General features: G+C 59.4%; 9 protein-coding genes. 2 read left to right on the plus strand and 7 right to left on the minus strand.

Translation table 11 applies throughout. The features are described 5' to 3' along the window. Positions 1-69: 69 nt before the first annotated feature. The 4 genes from HMPREF2779_RS02920 to HMPREF2779_RS02935 form a co-directional block, all read right to left on the minus strand. Positions 70-1,470 (minus strand): MFS transporter, encoded by a 1,401-nt coding sequence (locus HMPREF2779_RS02920; RefSeq protein ID WP_070686366.1) that lies wholly within the window; start codon positions 1,468-1,470, stop codon positions 70-72. Between the two features lie 374 nt (positions 1,471-1,844). Then, positions 1,845-3,665, minus strand: a complete 1,821-nt coding sequence (locus HMPREF2779_RS02925) for an acetyl/propionyl/methylcrotonyl-CoA carboxylase subunit alpha (protein WP_105360782.1) — start codon at positions 3,663-3,665, stop codon at positions 1,845-1,847. A gap of 151 nt (positions 3,666-3,816) precedes the next feature. Beyond that, positions 3,817-4,524: a Maf family protein gene (locus HMPREF2779_RS02930; RefSeq protein WP_070686370.1), complete on the minus strand. Its 708-nt coding sequence runs from the start codon at positions 4,522-4,524 to the stop codon at positions 3,817-3,819. Positions 4,525-4,838: 314 nt separating this feature from the next. Continuing rightward, a complete protein-coding gene (locus HMPREF2779_RS02935; RefSeq protein ID WP_105360783.1) occupies positions 4,839-6,257 on the minus strand; it encodes a dicarboxylate/amino acid:cation symporter in 1,419 nt (472 codons plus the stop codon). Positions 6,258-6,697: 440 nt separating this feature from the next. Between HMPREF2779_RS02935 and HMPREF2779_RS02940 the strand changes: the two genes are divergently transcribed. Together HMPREF2779_RS02940 and HMPREF2779_RS02945 are read left to right on the plus strand one after the other, a co-directional pair. Continuing rightward, entirely contained in the window at positions 6,698-7,624 is a 927-nt protein-coding gene (locus HMPREF2779_RS02940) for a hypothetical protein (RefSeq protein ID WP_105360784.1), read from the plus strand. A gap of 134 nt (positions 7,625-7,758) precedes the next feature. Continuing rightward, the gene (locus tag HMPREF2779_RS02945) at positions 7,759-9,051 is read left to right on the plus strand and encodes a glutathionylspermidine synthase family protein (RefSeq protein WP_105360785.1); all 1,293 of its coding nucleotides are present in this window, start codon (positions 7,759-7,761) and stop codon (positions 9,049-9,051) included. Positions 9,052-9,223: 172 nt separating this feature from the next. On the opposite strand, the gene HMPREF2779_RS02950 is transcribed toward HMPREF2779_RS02945, so the two are convergent. The 3 genes from HMPREF2779_RS02950 to HMPREF2779_RS02960 form a co-directional block, all read right to left on the minus strand. Next, complete coding sequence (locus HMPREF2779_RS02950) at positions 9,224-10,984, minus strand: DUF885 domain-containing protein (protein ID WP_105360786.1); 1,761 nt, start codon at positions 10,982-10,984, stop codon at positions 9,224-9,226. Positions 10,985-11,215: 231 nt separating this feature from the next. After that, complete coding sequence (locus HMPREF2779_RS02955) at positions 11,216-13,678, minus strand: restriction endonuclease (RefSeq protein ID WP_105360787.1); 2,463 nt, start codon at positions 13,676-13,678, stop codon at positions 11,216-11,218. 460 nt (positions 13,679-14,138) lie between these two features. Continuing rightward, positions 14,139-15,227, minus strand: coding sequence for a restriction endonuclease (locus HMPREF2779_RS02960; RefSeq protein WP_233992228.1), 1,089 nt, complete (start codon positions 15,225-15,227; stop codon positions 14,139-14,141). Positions 15,228-15,309: the final 82 nt, after the last annotated feature.

Consider the following 15,309-nt stretch of genomic DNA (forward strand, 5'->3'; position numbering starts at 1 on the left):
CTGAATCCCTTAGATTCAGGAGGCGACCCCCACCGCTTTGCCGTAGAGACGCGTTAGCTACTCGAAGCTTTACTTCGTGGTGCTGACAGCGTTCATGTCCACGTCACGGGTCTCGTGAGTGAGCAGGATGAAGACAACGCTCAGGATCGAGGCGAACGCCAGGTAGCCGCCCACGGCACCCACACCGTAGGAGGTGTTCAGCCAAACAGCCACAAACGGGGTCAGCGCTGCACCGAGGATGGACGCCACGTTGTAGGCGATACCGCTGGCGGTGTAACGCACATTGGTGGGGTACAGCTCCGGCAGGTACGCGGACATGGAACCGAAGGACAGACCCATCAGGCACATACCGATAAAGATGAAGAGGGTAACCACTGCGGCGTTTGCGTTCTCACCGGTACCAACAACGGAGGGGGAGATGAACAGACCGAAGGACAGACCGAAGACCGCCATCGCGACGGTGGTCCACAACTGCTGGGTGCGGCGGCCGTACTTATCAGCCAGCCAACCCGAAATCGGGATGAAGATCGCGAAGCCAGTAATGGAGATCAGCTGAATAATCAGGAACTCGCGGTAGGGGATAGCCAGACCGCCCTTATCGGCCTTGCCGATACCGTAGGAGAGAACCCACGCGGTCATCAGGTAGAACAGCACGTAGCACGCCACCATGATGAAGGTACCCTGAATCATGGGCCACCAGGCGACCTTGAACGCCTCAACGAGCGGGGTCTTAACCTTCTCGTTGTTAGCGGCAGCCTTGGCGAAGACGGGGGTCTCCTCCAGCTTGAAACGAACGTACAGGCCAACGGCGACCATCACGATGGACAGCAGGAACGGAATACGCCAACCCCAGATGAGGAAGGGGTGATCAAGGTTCTTGCCGTCGGTTGCGGAGTTGAAGGAAATCCAGCTGGTCAGCAGCAGCATGAAGCCGTTGGCGAAGACGAAGCCGATGGGCGCACCGAGTTGAGGCCACATGGCGGCGCGTGCACGCTTACCTTCCTCAGCGTATTCGCTGGCAAGCAGTGCCGCGCCGGACCATTCGCCGCCCAGACCCAGGCCCTGGCAGAAACGCATAATGGTCAGCATGGTCGGCGCCCACAGACCAATCTGGTGGTAGGTGGGCAGCAGGCCGATGATGAAGGTCGCCAGACCCATGGTCAGTAGCGCACCAACGAGGGTTGCTTTACGACCGATCTTGTCACCGAAGTGACCGAAGATTATGGAACCGAGAGGACGGGCGATGAAGGCGACGCCGAAGGTCGCGAAGGAAGCCAGAAGCTCGGTGGTTGCGTCCTTCGCAGGGAAGAACAGCACGGGGAACACAGCCACTGCTGCGGTGGCGTAAATGTAGAAATCGTAGAACTCGATGGTGGTACCAACGAGCGAGGCGAGAATAACTCGACTGCGAGGAGTCGTATTCTTCACCGATGCAGCAGACACTTTCGTGTCGGGTGCAGAGGTGCTCATAAGGAAAACTCCCGAAATGGTGAACTGTGTGTACAGGTGGAGCCGGGGCGTCCGTTACCGGTCAGCGCGTGAGGCGGGTGTGCCGTAGGCGCGTATCGGGTGCCGTGACCGCACCGGGTGGGTGCGGTGGGCGTAGGAATCTGAAAGGCTCCTCTAAAGTGCAACATTATAACTCTGTTCAGAAAAGACCCAACAAATACAGCCACTATCTGGACGTAATCGCAATAGGTGGGCCGCTCAAACCCCACAGAAACAGATAAGAGCGGACATGGAAAATCCCCCGGAAAGATACAAGACATTACCTCATACCCTTCCGGGGGATTCCTATCGCCTATAGCGCTCGCAGTCGCGAGACCTCAGAATCGAGCGAAACGTTACTTGATGGTCGCCAGCACCGCACCGGAGGTGACGGTATCGCCGGCCTTAGCCGACAGTCCCGAAACCTTACCCGCCTTGTGCGCGGTAATGGGCTGCTCCATCTTCATCGCCTCCAGCACCAGAATCAGGTCGCCCTCAGCGACGGTGTCGCCATCAGAAGCTGCCACCTTCACGATGGTGCCCTGCATGGGGCTGGTCAGCTCGTCGCCGCCACCCTTTGCCGCGCTACGTGCCGAACGGGACTTGCGGGTCTTGGCGGCGGGCTTAGCGGCAGGCTTCGCGCCACCGCCCAGATCGGGCAGAGACACCTCCATGCGCTTGCCGTTAACCTCAACAACCACGGTGGTGCGCTCGTCCTCATCGGAGTCCACGCTGCCGGGCGCACCGGAGTACATGGGGATAGTGTTGTTGAACTCGGTCTCAATCCAGCGGGTGTGCACCTTGAACTCGCCGCCCTCAGCCGGCGCGAAGGCGGGATCATCCAGCACGACGCGGTGGAACGGAATGACGGTGGGCATACCCTCAATGGTCAGCTCAGCCAGGGCCCGGCGGGCACGCTGCAGAGCCTGCTCACGATCCGCGCCGGTAACAATGAGCTTAGCCAGCATGGAGTCGAAGTTACCACCGATAACGTCGCCAGCCACGAAGCCGGAATCCCAGCGCACGCCAGGGCCGGTGGGCACGGTCATCTTCTCGATCGTGCCGGGGGCAGGCATAAAGGAACGGCCCGCATCCTCACCATTAATACGGAACTCGAAGGAGTGACCGCGCAGAACCGGGTCCTTCTCCTCAATCTTCTCGCCGCGGGCAATACGGAACTGCTCACGAACCAGGTCCAGACCGGAAATCTCCTCGGAGACGGGGTGCTCCACCTGCAGTCGAGTGTTGACCTCAAGGAAGGAGATAGTGCCGTCGGTACCGACCAGGAACTCACAGGTGCCGGCACCCTGGTAGCCAGCCTCGCGCAGAATCGCGCGGGACGCCTCGTACAGGCGCTCGTTCTGCTCATCGCTCAGGTAGGGGGCGGGTGCCTCCTCAACGAGCTTCTGGTTACGGCGCTGCAGAGAGCAGTCACGGGTGGAAACCACCACAACGTTGCCGTGTGCATCCGCCAAGCACTGGGTCTCAACGTGGCGGGGCGAATCCAGGAAACGCTCGATGAAGCACTCACCGCGACCGAACGCCGCGGTAGCCTCACGAACAGCGGACTCGTACATCTCAACAATGCTCTCGCGGTCACGCGCCACCTTAATGCCGCGGCCACCGCCACCAAATGCGGCCTTCACCGCGATGGGCAGACCGTGCTCATCCGCGAAGGCAACAACCTCATCGGCGGACTTGACCGGGTCCTTGGTGCCGGGCACCAGGGGAGCGCCCACCTTCTGCGCGATGTGGCGTGCCGCCACCTTATCGCCCAGCTGGGTAATGGACTCGGGGGAGGGGCCAATCCAGGTCAAGCCAGCGTCAATGCACTTCTGCGCGAACTGTGCGTTCTCAGAAAGGAAACCGTAGCCGGGGTGCACAGCGTCAGCACCGGAGCGGCGAGCGATTTCAATGAGCTTGTCCATGACCAGGTAGGACTGTGCCGCGGTGGCGCCGCCGAGAGCGTAGGCTTCATCGGCGAGCTTCACGTGCTGGGAGTCGCGGTCGGGGTCAGCGTAGACAGCGACGGTCTGCAGACCCTCATCGCGGGCTGCACGAATCACGCGGACAGCAATTTCGCCGCGGTTAGCGATCAGAATCTTGCTGACCGGGCCGGTGTGACGGCCGGGGACTGCAGTAAATTTCTTGGCGGCTTCTGCCTGGTGCTGAGTCACTTAAAGCTCTCCTTTAATCTCCTGCTCCAAGGATACATCGGCAGGATTGGCGAATATAACGCGCATCATACTGTTCTATCTTATCGATTGGTGTTCAATAATGTGTATTTCAGGGCACGCTTTGAGACAGATTTATACGATTGCGCTGAATCTAATCTTCATTTTGGGGCGCCAGCCACAGCTCGGTCACCGCAACCTCGCGGCGGCGCAACATATCGCGTAGCGCGTGGGTGGACAGGCCCACCACCGTGTGGAACTCACCCTCAATACCGCGAATAAATGCCGAACCGTAACCGTCCAGGGTAAAGGAACCGGCTACCCAGAGCGGCTCACCGGTAGCAATGTACGCCTCGATTTCTTCGGGGCTGAGCGTATCAAAGTGGACGGTAGCGCTGCGCAACTCAGAAACGGTGGGCAGCTCAGAAGTAGCGGATAGCTCGGCACCCGGTTCAAGACCGCGCAAATCCACTAGAGCGTGACCGGTATGCAGCACACCGTAGTTGCCGCTCATTGCGCTGATGCGCTCGCGTGCCGCCTCGGCAGTGTGCGGTTTACCGTAGGCAATGCCGTCAAACTCGAACACCGAATCGCAGCCCAGAACCAGCGCATCGCGCACCCCCTCGGCGGCGAGTTCGGCGGCAACTGCCTGCGCTTTCAGCTGCGCCAGCAGGGAAGCGGTCTCAGCCGGGGTGAGTCCTTTCCGACCCTGGGTGCGTGCCTGTTCGTTAGCGGCGGCAAGTGCGGCGTCCTCATCTACGGAGGAGACGCGCACCGTGAACGCGATGCGGGAATCTTCCAGGAGCTTGCGGCGCGCCGGGGAGGCAGAAGCAAGAATCAAACGGATCGGTGTGGTACTCATAGGTTCTATTTTAGAGCCTTGCGGGTGAGCCTTACCCTCGAGTGCAGATTGAAGGGTGTCAAGAAGCTGGGGGAATGGGCGGAAAAGTAAGGGGAGACGAAAAGAGCGTGTCCCATCCCCCTCAACCACGTAGGAGATGGAACACGCCGTTCAAAATCATAACTCTTCTCAAACCTTAAAGAAAAAAGAATCAATAGTGACACTTTTATGACGTTTGACAAATGTATTTTGTCCATGCTGGGGCATGGGTGGTGGAGAAGCTACACGGTGCTAAGCGGTACCGCCTAGCGCCGTGTGCGTGAGCCTTCGTCAGATTAGCGGTGTGCCGCGGCGGTGTTGTCTTCCACCTCGTGAAGTCGCTGCGCCTCACCGGCAATGCGCTCATCGTAGAATTCCTGAGCCACGAAGCCGCCCTCCGAACGGGGAGCGTTGTAGAGCTCCTCATCCAAGATGTCCTCGCGGCGAGCCACAATCGCGGGAACCAGAGCCTGACCGGCAACGTTCAGAGCGGTACGACCCATGTCAACGATCGGGTCAATCGCCAGGAGCAGACCCACGCCGTCCAGCGGCAGACCCAGAGTGGAAAGGGTCAGGGTCAGCATCACGATAGCGCCGGTCGTACCGGCGGTCGCAGCCGAACCGAGCACGGACACCATCACAATGAGCAGGTACTGGGTGAAGTCCAGCTGAATACCGTAGAACTGAGCCACGAAGATTGCGGCAAGAGCCGGGTAAACCGAAGCGCAGCCGTCCATCTTGGTGGTTGCACCCAGCGGAACCGCGAAGGATGCGTAGGCGCGGGGAACACCCAGGTTGCGTTCGGCAACAGTCTGGGTCATCGGCATCGAACCCATCGAAGAGCGGGACACGAAGCCCAGCTGGAGCGCCGGCCACACGCCTGAGAAGTACTGGCGGACCGACAGGCCGTTTGCGCGAACAATAATCGGGTAGACCACGAGGAAGACCAGCAGTAGGCCAATGTAGAGGGCGATGACGAACGCGACCAGCGAACCCATCGACGCCCAACCGTACGCGAACACTGCCTTAGCAATCAGACCCACGGTACCCAGCGGTGCTAGGCGAATAATCCACCACAGAATCTTCTGAATAATTGCCAGGGCGCTCTTGACCACATCAATGAACGGCTTGGCTGCCTCACCGACCTTCAGCGCGGCAATACCGACCGCGCCGGAAATGACCAGGACCTGCAGCACGTTGAAGGATGCCGAGGCGGTGATGCCGGAATCACCTGACTTAGCGCTGACGCCCAGACCCAGGAAGTTCACCGGAATCAGACCGGTCAGGAACGCGGTCCACGAGCCGGTCGAGCCGGTGTACGCCTTGCCTTGCACCTGCGCGCCCACGCCCGGCTGAACGATCAGGCCCATCGCAATACCGATGAGCACCGCGAAGAATGCGGTAATCGCAAACCAGATGAGCGTGTTGACCGCCAGGCGCGCCGCGTTAGTCACCTGCGACAGGTTAGAGATGGAGGCGACCACGGCGGTGAAAATCAGCGGAACAACCGCCGCCTTCAGCAGGGTGACGTAGGAGGAGCCGATGGTATCTAAGGTCACCATGAGCCAGTTGGGGCTGCTCTTTGCGTCCCCACCCAGTGCGAGGGCGTGCGCGCCGAGAACAATGCCCAGAATGAGGGAAGAAATGATTTGGTTGCCGAAAGAAGTAGCCCACTTGGGCAGACGTGAACGAGATGATGCATGCGGTGTAGACATGTGGCATACTCTAAAACTTTTGCGCGCTCCGGCGCGAGTTTGTGTGAAGAAGTGTTTCAATCCGGTGCAGTGTAGGGGATGTGTGACGAACCGTGACCATCCTGTGGCATCTTTCGGCTGTACATCCCGCAGTCTAACCAGCAACGCAGCCCAACCCAGCTGCCCAACCAGCAACGCCGCCAGTTGCCCCCCACATAGGCGGTTAAATTGGCTGATAGTTAATTAGGAATCGCCGCAAAAGCAAACAGAAAGGAAACAACTGCGCAACATGCGGGGAAGCTTGCTGAGATTTTGCCGTCAGCTAATAATCCGAAAGCTAGAGCTTGATATGCTGGAACCACACCGATAGTCCGGCGAAAGTCGCCGGATAATGCTATACCCACTCAGCTTCATGTACGCGTTGAGCGTTACGCCACGCACCACCTTTCAAGGAGAGATGCATGAGTTCTGCTCCCAAATACCCCGGCGGAACCACCACCCCTAACGGCCCGAAGAAGCCCCGCAATCGCATGGAAGCGGTTGCAGATTTTGCTACCCGCGCCGCACAGACCTCAGCCCAGCAGACCCTGAACCTGGGTGCTACCCGCCCCGGCATCGCCAAGATGATTGCCGTAGCGGGTGCTGGCGTGCTGCTGGTTGGCGGTGGCATCTTCGCCTACAACTCCATGCACCAGGAAGAGAACGCATTCCTGTCGCAGGGCGAAGAGTACGCCCGCGTCTGCCAGGACGCGAAGACCGGCCTGCGCGTGGAAGATAGCGAATGTGAGAAGGCAGGCGTTCAGGAGCCGACCGACTCGCCCTCGGCCTCTTCCACGGAGTCCTCAAGCTCTTCTGGGTCTTCCGGTTCCTCCAGCTCTTCGGGCTCTTCTGGGTCGTCGGGCACTTCCGGTTCGACCACCACCCACAATAATTCGAATGCGTTCCTCTGGTACTACCTGGGTCGCCAAAGTGCCGCTAATTCTTCCGGATCCCACTACATTCCTCCTGTAGGCTCCAAGCTTTCCGGAGGCAGCACCACCCGCCCCAGCAACGGCACCGTCTACAGCGGCGTGTCCTCCAAGGGCGGCGGCTTCGAGGACTCCTACCGCACCGCGAAGAAGTCCTCCACCGTTTCCTCCGGCAAGGTGACCAGCACCAATAACTCCGGAAAGACCTCCTCGGTGCGTAATAAGACCACCGGCTCGGTCTCCAGCGGTAAGCAGGGCACCAGCAATAGCGGTAGCACCGGCTCCTATAGCAAGTCGAACACCTCGAAGTCCGGCTCCAAGTCGGGTTCGTCCTCGAAGTCTGGCTCTTCGTCGAAGTCCGGTAGCAAGGGCGGTTTCGGTGGCGGCTCGAAGTCCGGCGGCGGTACCTCCGGCGGCTAAGCCATAAGCCATCACACTGAATGCGGGCAGGGACTGAACGGTCCCGCCCGCATTTTCCTCATTAGAACAACCAAACCCGCGGTGACGTAACAACACCGCTTTCCATTCACTACTTCGAAGGAGCCTAGCCCCTCATGCGCCGCGAAGAATTTCCCGTCGGCCGACCCGACTGGGAGAACGTCATCATTGAGGAAGGCCTCACCTACAGCGTGGACGGCCCCCACGACACCGACCACTACTGGAACGAATACGCCGCCTACATTTTCAGCCCGCAAGAAATGGACTCTGTGCGCGCCCAGGCAGAAGAAATGCACCGCATGTGCCTGGAAACCGTCGAGTACATTGCCTCCGGCGCGTTCGGTACCCTCGGCCTGCCCCAGGCGGCATTCAACCTCGCCGTAGAATCCTGGAACCGCCGCGACGCCGACTTCTACGGACGCTTCGACTTCACCTACTCGGGTGTGCCCGGCGACCCCATGAAACTGCTCGAATACAACGCCGACACCCCCACCGGCATCGTGGAGGCGGCAGTCAGCCAGAAAACCTGGGCGAAAGACCAGCGCCTCGACACCTGCGGCTACGCCCACTGGGGTGAAATCGGCGAAGCCTTCACCAACCGTTGGCGCCACATCTTCGCCCCCGAAATCACCGCGGGCGTGCAGCCCGTACTGCACCTGGCGCATGTTCCCTCCGAGATTGACGAGAACAACGAGGACTACAACAATCTCTGGCTCATCGCCTACTCGGCGCAGCAGGCGGGCATCAAAACCCATATGATTCCCATCGACGAAATCATCTTCAACGATGAAACCAAGAGCTGGGAAGACGCCTACGGGCGCGCCATCACTAACCTCTTCAAGCTCTACCCCTGGGAAGACCTGGTCACCGACAGCGAAGCAGGCTACGACAAGCTCCTCTTCGCCTACCACGGCGCCATGGACCGCTGGATTGAGCCAGCGTGGAAGATGTTCCTCTCCAATAAGCTGCTGCTCGCCGCGCTATGGGATAAGTACCCGGGCCACCCGAACCTCGTACCCACCTACGCGGGTCACCGCGGCGGCATGCGCAACTGGGTTCGCAAGCCTATCTTCGGACGCGAAGGCGACGGCGTAGAAATCTACGCCCCCGACTACGACGTCTTCATCAAGCCCGAAGACGACGACTTCTTCGCCAACGCCCCCGAAAGCGAATTCATCTACCAGGAGTACATCCCGGCACCGCGCTACGAAGGCATTATCAACCCGGTCAGCCACCCCATCCTCGGCGTGTGGGTGGTCGACGGACGCACCGTAGGCGTGGGCATCCGCGAATCGAACGGTGCGCTCACCGACTACTGGTGCCGCTTCGCCCCACACCTAGTGGATCTGAACGACTCCACCGGCATGGGATTCGGCGCCACCGACCACGGCACCGCAAACTTCGGATAGCCTTCAGAAGACATAGCCCCCAGAAGACACGAAAATACAGCGAAGCCCTCGCCTCAGCCAAAGCTGAGGCGAGGGCTTCATCTATAGAGTTCCTCTTTTAAAGACTCCAGTTCAGAGATTCTTGTATAGAGACTCCAGAAATCCACTCGTCGAAGGGCAAGCAGACGAGAGGCTACTCGTCGTCATCCTCATCGTCGTCATCCTCAGTATCCAGAGGAAGCATCATCTCATCGGTCAGGGCGCGGCGCAGAGTGTCCAGACCCACCGAACCGAGCAGAAGCGCACGCGTGTGGAATGCACGCATGTCATCGCCGCGGCGCAGAGCCTGATCGCGCAGCTCCAGCCAGAGGCGCTCGCCAATCTTGTAGCTCGGCGTCTGACCCGGCCAACCCAGGTAACGCAGGAACTCGAAACGCTGCTGACCCTCAGACTCGTCCAGGTTCAGCTTCAAGAACTCGTAACCCAGCTCAGAAGTCCATATGGTGCCCGGCTCAACGCCCAACTGCTCAGCCCACTCAGCGGGAATCGGCATCTCGCAGTGAACACCAATATCGAAGACCACGCGGGCGGCGCGCATACGCTGAGCGTTCAGCATACCCATGCGGTCACCCGGATCCTTCAGATAGCCCAATTCCTCCATGAGGCGCTCGGCGTACAGCGCCCAGCCCTCACCGTGACCGGAAACCCACAGCATGTTCGTGCGCCAGGAGTTCATGGTGCCCTTCAGAGCCGTGGCGATAGCAATCTGCAGGTGGTGGCCCGGAACGCCCTCGTGGTACACAGTGGAGGTTTCACGCCAGGTAGTGAACGTGTCCTCACCTTCGGGAACCGACCACCACATGCGGCCCGGACGCGAGAAATCGGGGGAGGGGCCGGTGTAGTAAATACCGCCCTCGTTCGTGGGCGCAATGCAGCACTCAATACGGCGCATGGGGCCGCCAATTTCAAAGTGAGTATCCGCCAGGTTCTCTACCGCGGCGTCGGCGAGCTTCTGCATCCACGCCTTCAGCTCATCGGTGCCGTGCAGCTGACGTGCCGGATCCTCATCGAGCAGCTGCTTCGCACGCTCAATGCTTGCGCCCGGCTCAATCTCCTCGGCAACCTCACGCTGACGAGCAATAATGCTCTCCAGCTCCTTCACGCCCCAGGCGTAGGTTTCATCCAGGTCAATGGTGGTACCCAGGAACGAACGGGAGTGCAGGCTGTACGCCTTACGGCCCACAGCATCGCGGGAGGGCGCGACCGGCTGAAGCTTCTCCACCAGGTAGCTGTTGAGGCGGCGGTAGCCTTCCTTTGCGGCCTCGGCACCGGCGGCTGCCTCATCCTTCAGAGAGGGCACAGCTGCGGCAACCTCGGCGGCAAGCTCGTCAAAGAAACCGCCGGGAGCATAGTATGCAGCGGTCTGCTCAATGACAATATCCACCTGGCGGCGCGGGGCAACCTTACCCTCTTCACGAGCCGCCTCGAGAGTCTGGATGTAGCCCTCCAGCGCCTCGGTCACGCGGTGCATACGACCAATAATGTGCTCCCAGTCCTGCTGGGTGTTGCGCTTCATCAGGTCAAAGACGGAGCGCACCTCCTGCGGGACGGAGGCAATATTGTTCATCTGCCAGCCACCAAAGCCAGCCTTGTACTGCTTGCGGTACAGGCTCAGGCGCTCCTGCAGAGCATCCAGGGTGACCAGGTCAACGTCATCAATAGGCAGGACGTTATCGACCTTCTTCAAAGTCTTCTTCGCAAGGCGCGCAAAAGCCTTCTCACCGGCGGGTGAGTAATCGGGGTACAGAGTCTCTACGCCTTTACGGCCAAGCTCGGTCGCCTGGACGGGGTTCAGGTCGAGGACCTTTTCAAAGTATTCGTTAGCAATCTGATCGACGTCGGTCAGCGAGCGCTTCAATCGGTAGATGCTGGGAAGTTCCTGGTAAGTGCTCATGTTCATATCCTAACGCAGGGGTGTGCCTTCAACCACGATTTTCGGTGATTTGGGTCGCCTAAACCGGCAATATTACGGGCTGAGCGGCACCGAACGTGAGGAAAACGGCTCACCTGTGGACAACTCACCGGGACGCAGGCGCGAAAACGCCCCGGCTTTCCCCTTCTGAACGTGCAGGAAAGAGAAGACCGGGGCGCCACCAAGATGGGCTACAAGCTGCTAGCTGGCGACTTAGCTGGCGAAGTATTCGCCGTTGAGTTCCAGCAGACCGTTCGTGCCCTCGACCACGCCGAGGCGGTGGGCAATGAGGCGGTCCTGCAGCTCATCGCCGGACACCAAATCCACCAGAATGTTCGGGTACTTGGCCGAGCAGCGGATGAACTCGTCGTACGCCTCATCGCTGAACGGTGCGTTCGTGATGAAGGTGCCGAGCTGGCCGCCGCGGGCGTGAATCGCCAGGAAGAACGCGGTAATATCCTGCGGCTGAACGCTTGCGGAGAGAACACCGCCAGCTACCGGGCGCAGAGTACGCACGTAGAATGCGCGTTCTTTTTCGCCGGTGGCGGGGATTGCCACGCCGTCCACGCCCTGAGCTTCCAGAGTCTCTACCGTGTAGCCGCGCATCAGGAACAGATCGAAACCAATGCTACGGAAACGCTCCTCAGACACCTGAGCCAGCGCCGGAGCCAGAGCCTCGCGGCGGAAGACCTGGCGGTAACGCTTCAGTGCCTCACGCACCTGAGCGGCAGCCACCTGCAGCGCGGTCGAGGGCTCAGCAGCCGAACCAGCCGGAGCGGAAACAACCGGCTGAACGGGAGCTACAACGGGTGCAGAAACAGCAGGAGCGGGCACGGCAGACTGAGCGGTAGCCGCAGCGGCCGGTGCCGCCGGAACATCAGCGGGTGCCTGGGCAGTAGCCGCCTGGGTAGGAGCCGCCACCTGCGAACCAGCCGGACGCGCCAACAACGCCGGAGAAGCACCCGGCACCGGAGCCAACGGCTCACGCGAAGCACCCTCACGAGCCGCCAGGCGAGCCTGACGCTCCGCCGCGCGCGCCTCCTTAGCCGCCTGAAGAGCCTCCTCACGAGCCTGCAACTGAGCCGCAATATCCTGAGGCAGCTTGTGCTTAAGCGACTGCGGCGGCAGCGGCGCCATGCGGGCGGTCACCGCCTCCGGAGCACCCTCCGGGAATCGCTTGAGCAGCTCCTTACCCGCCTCGCTCAGCTCGTAACGCTCCGGGTTCTTGCGGGAGGTACGACCGGTACCCTCACGCAGAGCGTTCAGGTAGCGTTCGCCCTTGAGCACGTGCATCGCCACCGAATAGCGGTTACGCAGACGCGGGGTCAGCTTATAACGGTGCGGAGCGACCTCACCCTGCAGGTACGGGATATCCAGAGCGAGCTTCAACTCATCGTAAATGTCGTAGTAGGAGATACGCGGGTTCTCCTCAACAATTTTCAGAATCGGGTGCAGCAGCTGATGCGGGTACGGCAGAGCGTCCACCGCCGCAGGATCGAGCAGAGCCGAAGCCACCAGCTTCTGAACGCTCGGCTCAACCATCTGCGCCAGAGCCGGCGCGAACGCAGGACCCAGCGAGTAGACAGTCTCACGCTCGGAGAGGTAATGGTGGGCAATCAGCACATCGTAGAGGTAATCCTGCGCGTCAATCTGCACAAAATAGGGGTTCGAGGACGCCTGCTGAATGCGCTCGTCGCGGTCAAAGACCTGCTCCAGGCTCGGAAGGCTCAGCTCCACATCGGCGCCATGGTCGTTGAGGGTGTCGAGCAGAAGAACACCCATATGGGTCAGCAGAGCATCGGTTGTGGCAATATCCTCAGCCGTAATGGAGGCGCCCTCATCCTTCACTAGCGCCAGCACGGAGCTCAGCTCGCTTGCCGGCACGCTGGTCTCCTCGTGGCGTGCCACCAGCTCCTTCGCCGAAGGCGACAGTGAGTACAGAGTCAGCGGAGAGTCCGTGTGCTCGTGAATAGTCTTGGTGCGCAGGTAGCCCTCGCGGGTCAGCAGGCTCAGCGCCTGAGCAATCACCGGCTCAATAATGCGCTGCTCCAGGTACGACAGACCGTACCAGCCCTGCACAAAACCGCACTCGCGCAGCACCAGCTCGCGAATCTTCACGGGCACCGCTGCGGGGTAGGACGGGGTAACACTCAGGACGATGGGCAGAAGCTCACGCACCGTAATGTGCGAGAGCAGAACCGGGTAGAACTGCTTCAGGTAGTAGAGGTACACGCCGCTGAGGAGAGGCAGAACCGGCAGGAGTGCCTGCGCCTGCTGTTCCTTCGGGGTACCGAGCAGCTCGCGGCCAGCCTCGCTGAGGGTGTAGTGCAGGTTGCCCGGATGCAACTGGCTGAGGGACACCTCAAGATAGTCAGCGTTGACCAGCGCCGCGATCAGCTTATTGAGCGCCTCACGGAAGAGAACATTGTCACCGACCGCAATGAAACGCTGAGTCATATTGAAACCCAGGTCCACACCTACGGGGGTATACATATCGGGGAAGAAAACCTTCTCACCACGGTCCTGAGCGCGCTCAAAATGGCGGAGCAGGGAGAAAGCCGCCGCAACGCTGAGAGCGCGTGCTTCCTCGGGTAGGGTCTCCCACGAGGTTTCCTGCTGCAGAGAGTGCAATTCGGAATGGTCGATATGGAGCATTGTTTTATTCACAAAAGCCACGCTGGGCTCCTTATCTGGTGTTATTTATCGTGCGGGCATTCTTCATAAAGTGCAGTCATTCGAGCGGGAAAATAATCACACAATACTGGCGACACCATCTTTATTTTTGGGTCGGCACTTTGGTAACCCGTCGTGAAGAGAAGCAGGAAAGGCGGATTTCTCAGCCCGTTTCGCTTACGTACCGTCTTCTATGACGTGCACTTGGAAAGAACGCTATAAATTATGGTGAAGTGATGATACCGTCACGGGTATATACACTTCGTGAAATAATGCGAGTATATATAACGCATTACCCTCCCATTGTATCGGCTGGTTCAAGAAATAACCTAGATTTCTAAAACCAGCCGATATATGAAAAATATCCTCAAGGAAAAGTGAAAATGCATTAAGTGAAATAAAGCAGGAAATGCGCGAAGACCAGAGACATTCAGAGAGAAATACTCACCTCAAAACACCCTGGCTACTCCATGCCGCGAGCAAAATACTCCTCATCAATGCGATAACCGCACTCGCCCTCACCATCAAGCACGCCTACACGATGGCGAATCATCAGCTCCACCAAGTGGTGCTGATTAACCAGAGCAATATTGCGTGCGCCCGGCAAACCCTGCAAATACTCAGGCACCGGATGCGCAAAAGCGCCGCAGGTCACCAAAACACCCTGCAAACCGCCGTGCAGAAGCACCGCACCAGCAAGCTTCTGAATCTCGTTGGGGGTGACCTTCATAGTTCCGCAATAATGCTTCACCTGAATATAAATCGGCGCAAAATCCAGACCGTCAGAATAGCGGGCAATAACATCCACGCCCTTATCGTCGGCGCCGCCGGTTACCTCGGTCGTAAAACCGAGAGCCGTAAAAATATCGGCAACAATCTGCTCAAAATATTCTGGCGTCACCGCGTGAATATGCTGAATCAAATCCTGCGTAAAATGCTCCGCAAACTCAGCCTGAGCGTGAATCACCGGCGAATCGCTGGCACGCAAAATTATATCCAGCGGAGACTGACCGGCAGGCCAGGTCTCGGCAGTACCCGCAGAATTCAAAGCATATGCAAGGTGCTCCGCACCGGTTGCTTTGTGGGCAGCAGCAGCTTCCCCGGCATCGGTAGCAGGGAGGAACGGTTCCATACCGGTGACCGCATCACCATCGGAAGCACCAAAAATGAGGCGATGCTCCTCCTGCGCATTCTCCAGGAGTGCGTTCGCCTGCTTCTTGAGCTTCTTCACGCTCTTCGCCGTCAAACTCTGCGCACACAACACCTGCACCTGCTTCACCACACGCGGCGGCACCGAACCGTGCAGATGCGGGGTGCAGGTCAGCTCGGCGCCCAGGGGAGTGAGCAGGTACTTCCTCTTCTCCCACGGGGTCAAACGAGGCATAAGCTGGGCATAACGAAGTGCCACCAAGATTTTCAAGGTGGTGCGCACAGCCACCGCAAAATCGGTGGATTCAAGAGCCGGTAGGTTCTTCTTCGACCCCAACGCCTTAGTCTGCTGCCGCAACTGCTCGCTAACATAGGCGGCGGTGCGGGGCACAGTCTTCGACAAGCGCCGTAGCGTCGGCAACAGAAGCGTGATATAGACATCCGGTGGGGGCCTATGGTTTTTATTCAGCATCTTTGCCATGGTC

The sequence above is a fragment of the Rothia sp. HMSC069C03 genome (genome assembly GCF_001811075.1).
Classification (GTDB): domain Bacteria; phylum Actinomycetota; class Actinomycetes; order Actinomycetales; family Micrococcaceae; genus Rothia; species Rothia mucilaginosa.

Bases quoted from the DNA above. Each gene is read 5' to 3' on its own strand.
- HMPREF2779_RS02920 (WP_070686366.1), bottom strand. From the start codon at position 1,470: ATGAGCACCTCTGCACCCGACACGAAAGTGTCTGCTGCATCGGTGAAG.
- HMPREF2779_RS02930 (WP_070686370.1), bottom strand. From the start codon at position 4,524: ATGAGTACCACACCGATCCGTTTGATTCTTGCTTCTGCCTCCCCGGCG.
- HMPREF2779_RS02935 (WP_105360783.1), bottom strand. From the start codon at position 6,257: ATGTCTACACCGCATGCATCATCTCGTTCACGTCTGCCCAAGTGGGCT.
- HMPREF2779_RS02940 (WP_105360784.1), top strand. From the start codon at position 6,698: ATGAGTTCTGCTCCCAAATACCCCGGCGGAACCACCACCCCTAACGGC.
- HMPREF2779_RS02945 (WP_105360785.1), top strand. From the start codon at position 7,759: ATGCGCCGCGAAGAATTTCCCGTCGGCCGACCCGACTGGGAGAACGTC.
- HMPREF2779_RS02950 (WP_105360786.1), bottom strand. From the start codon at position 10,984: ATGAGCACTTACCAGGAACTTCCCAGCATCTACCGATTGAAGCGCTCG.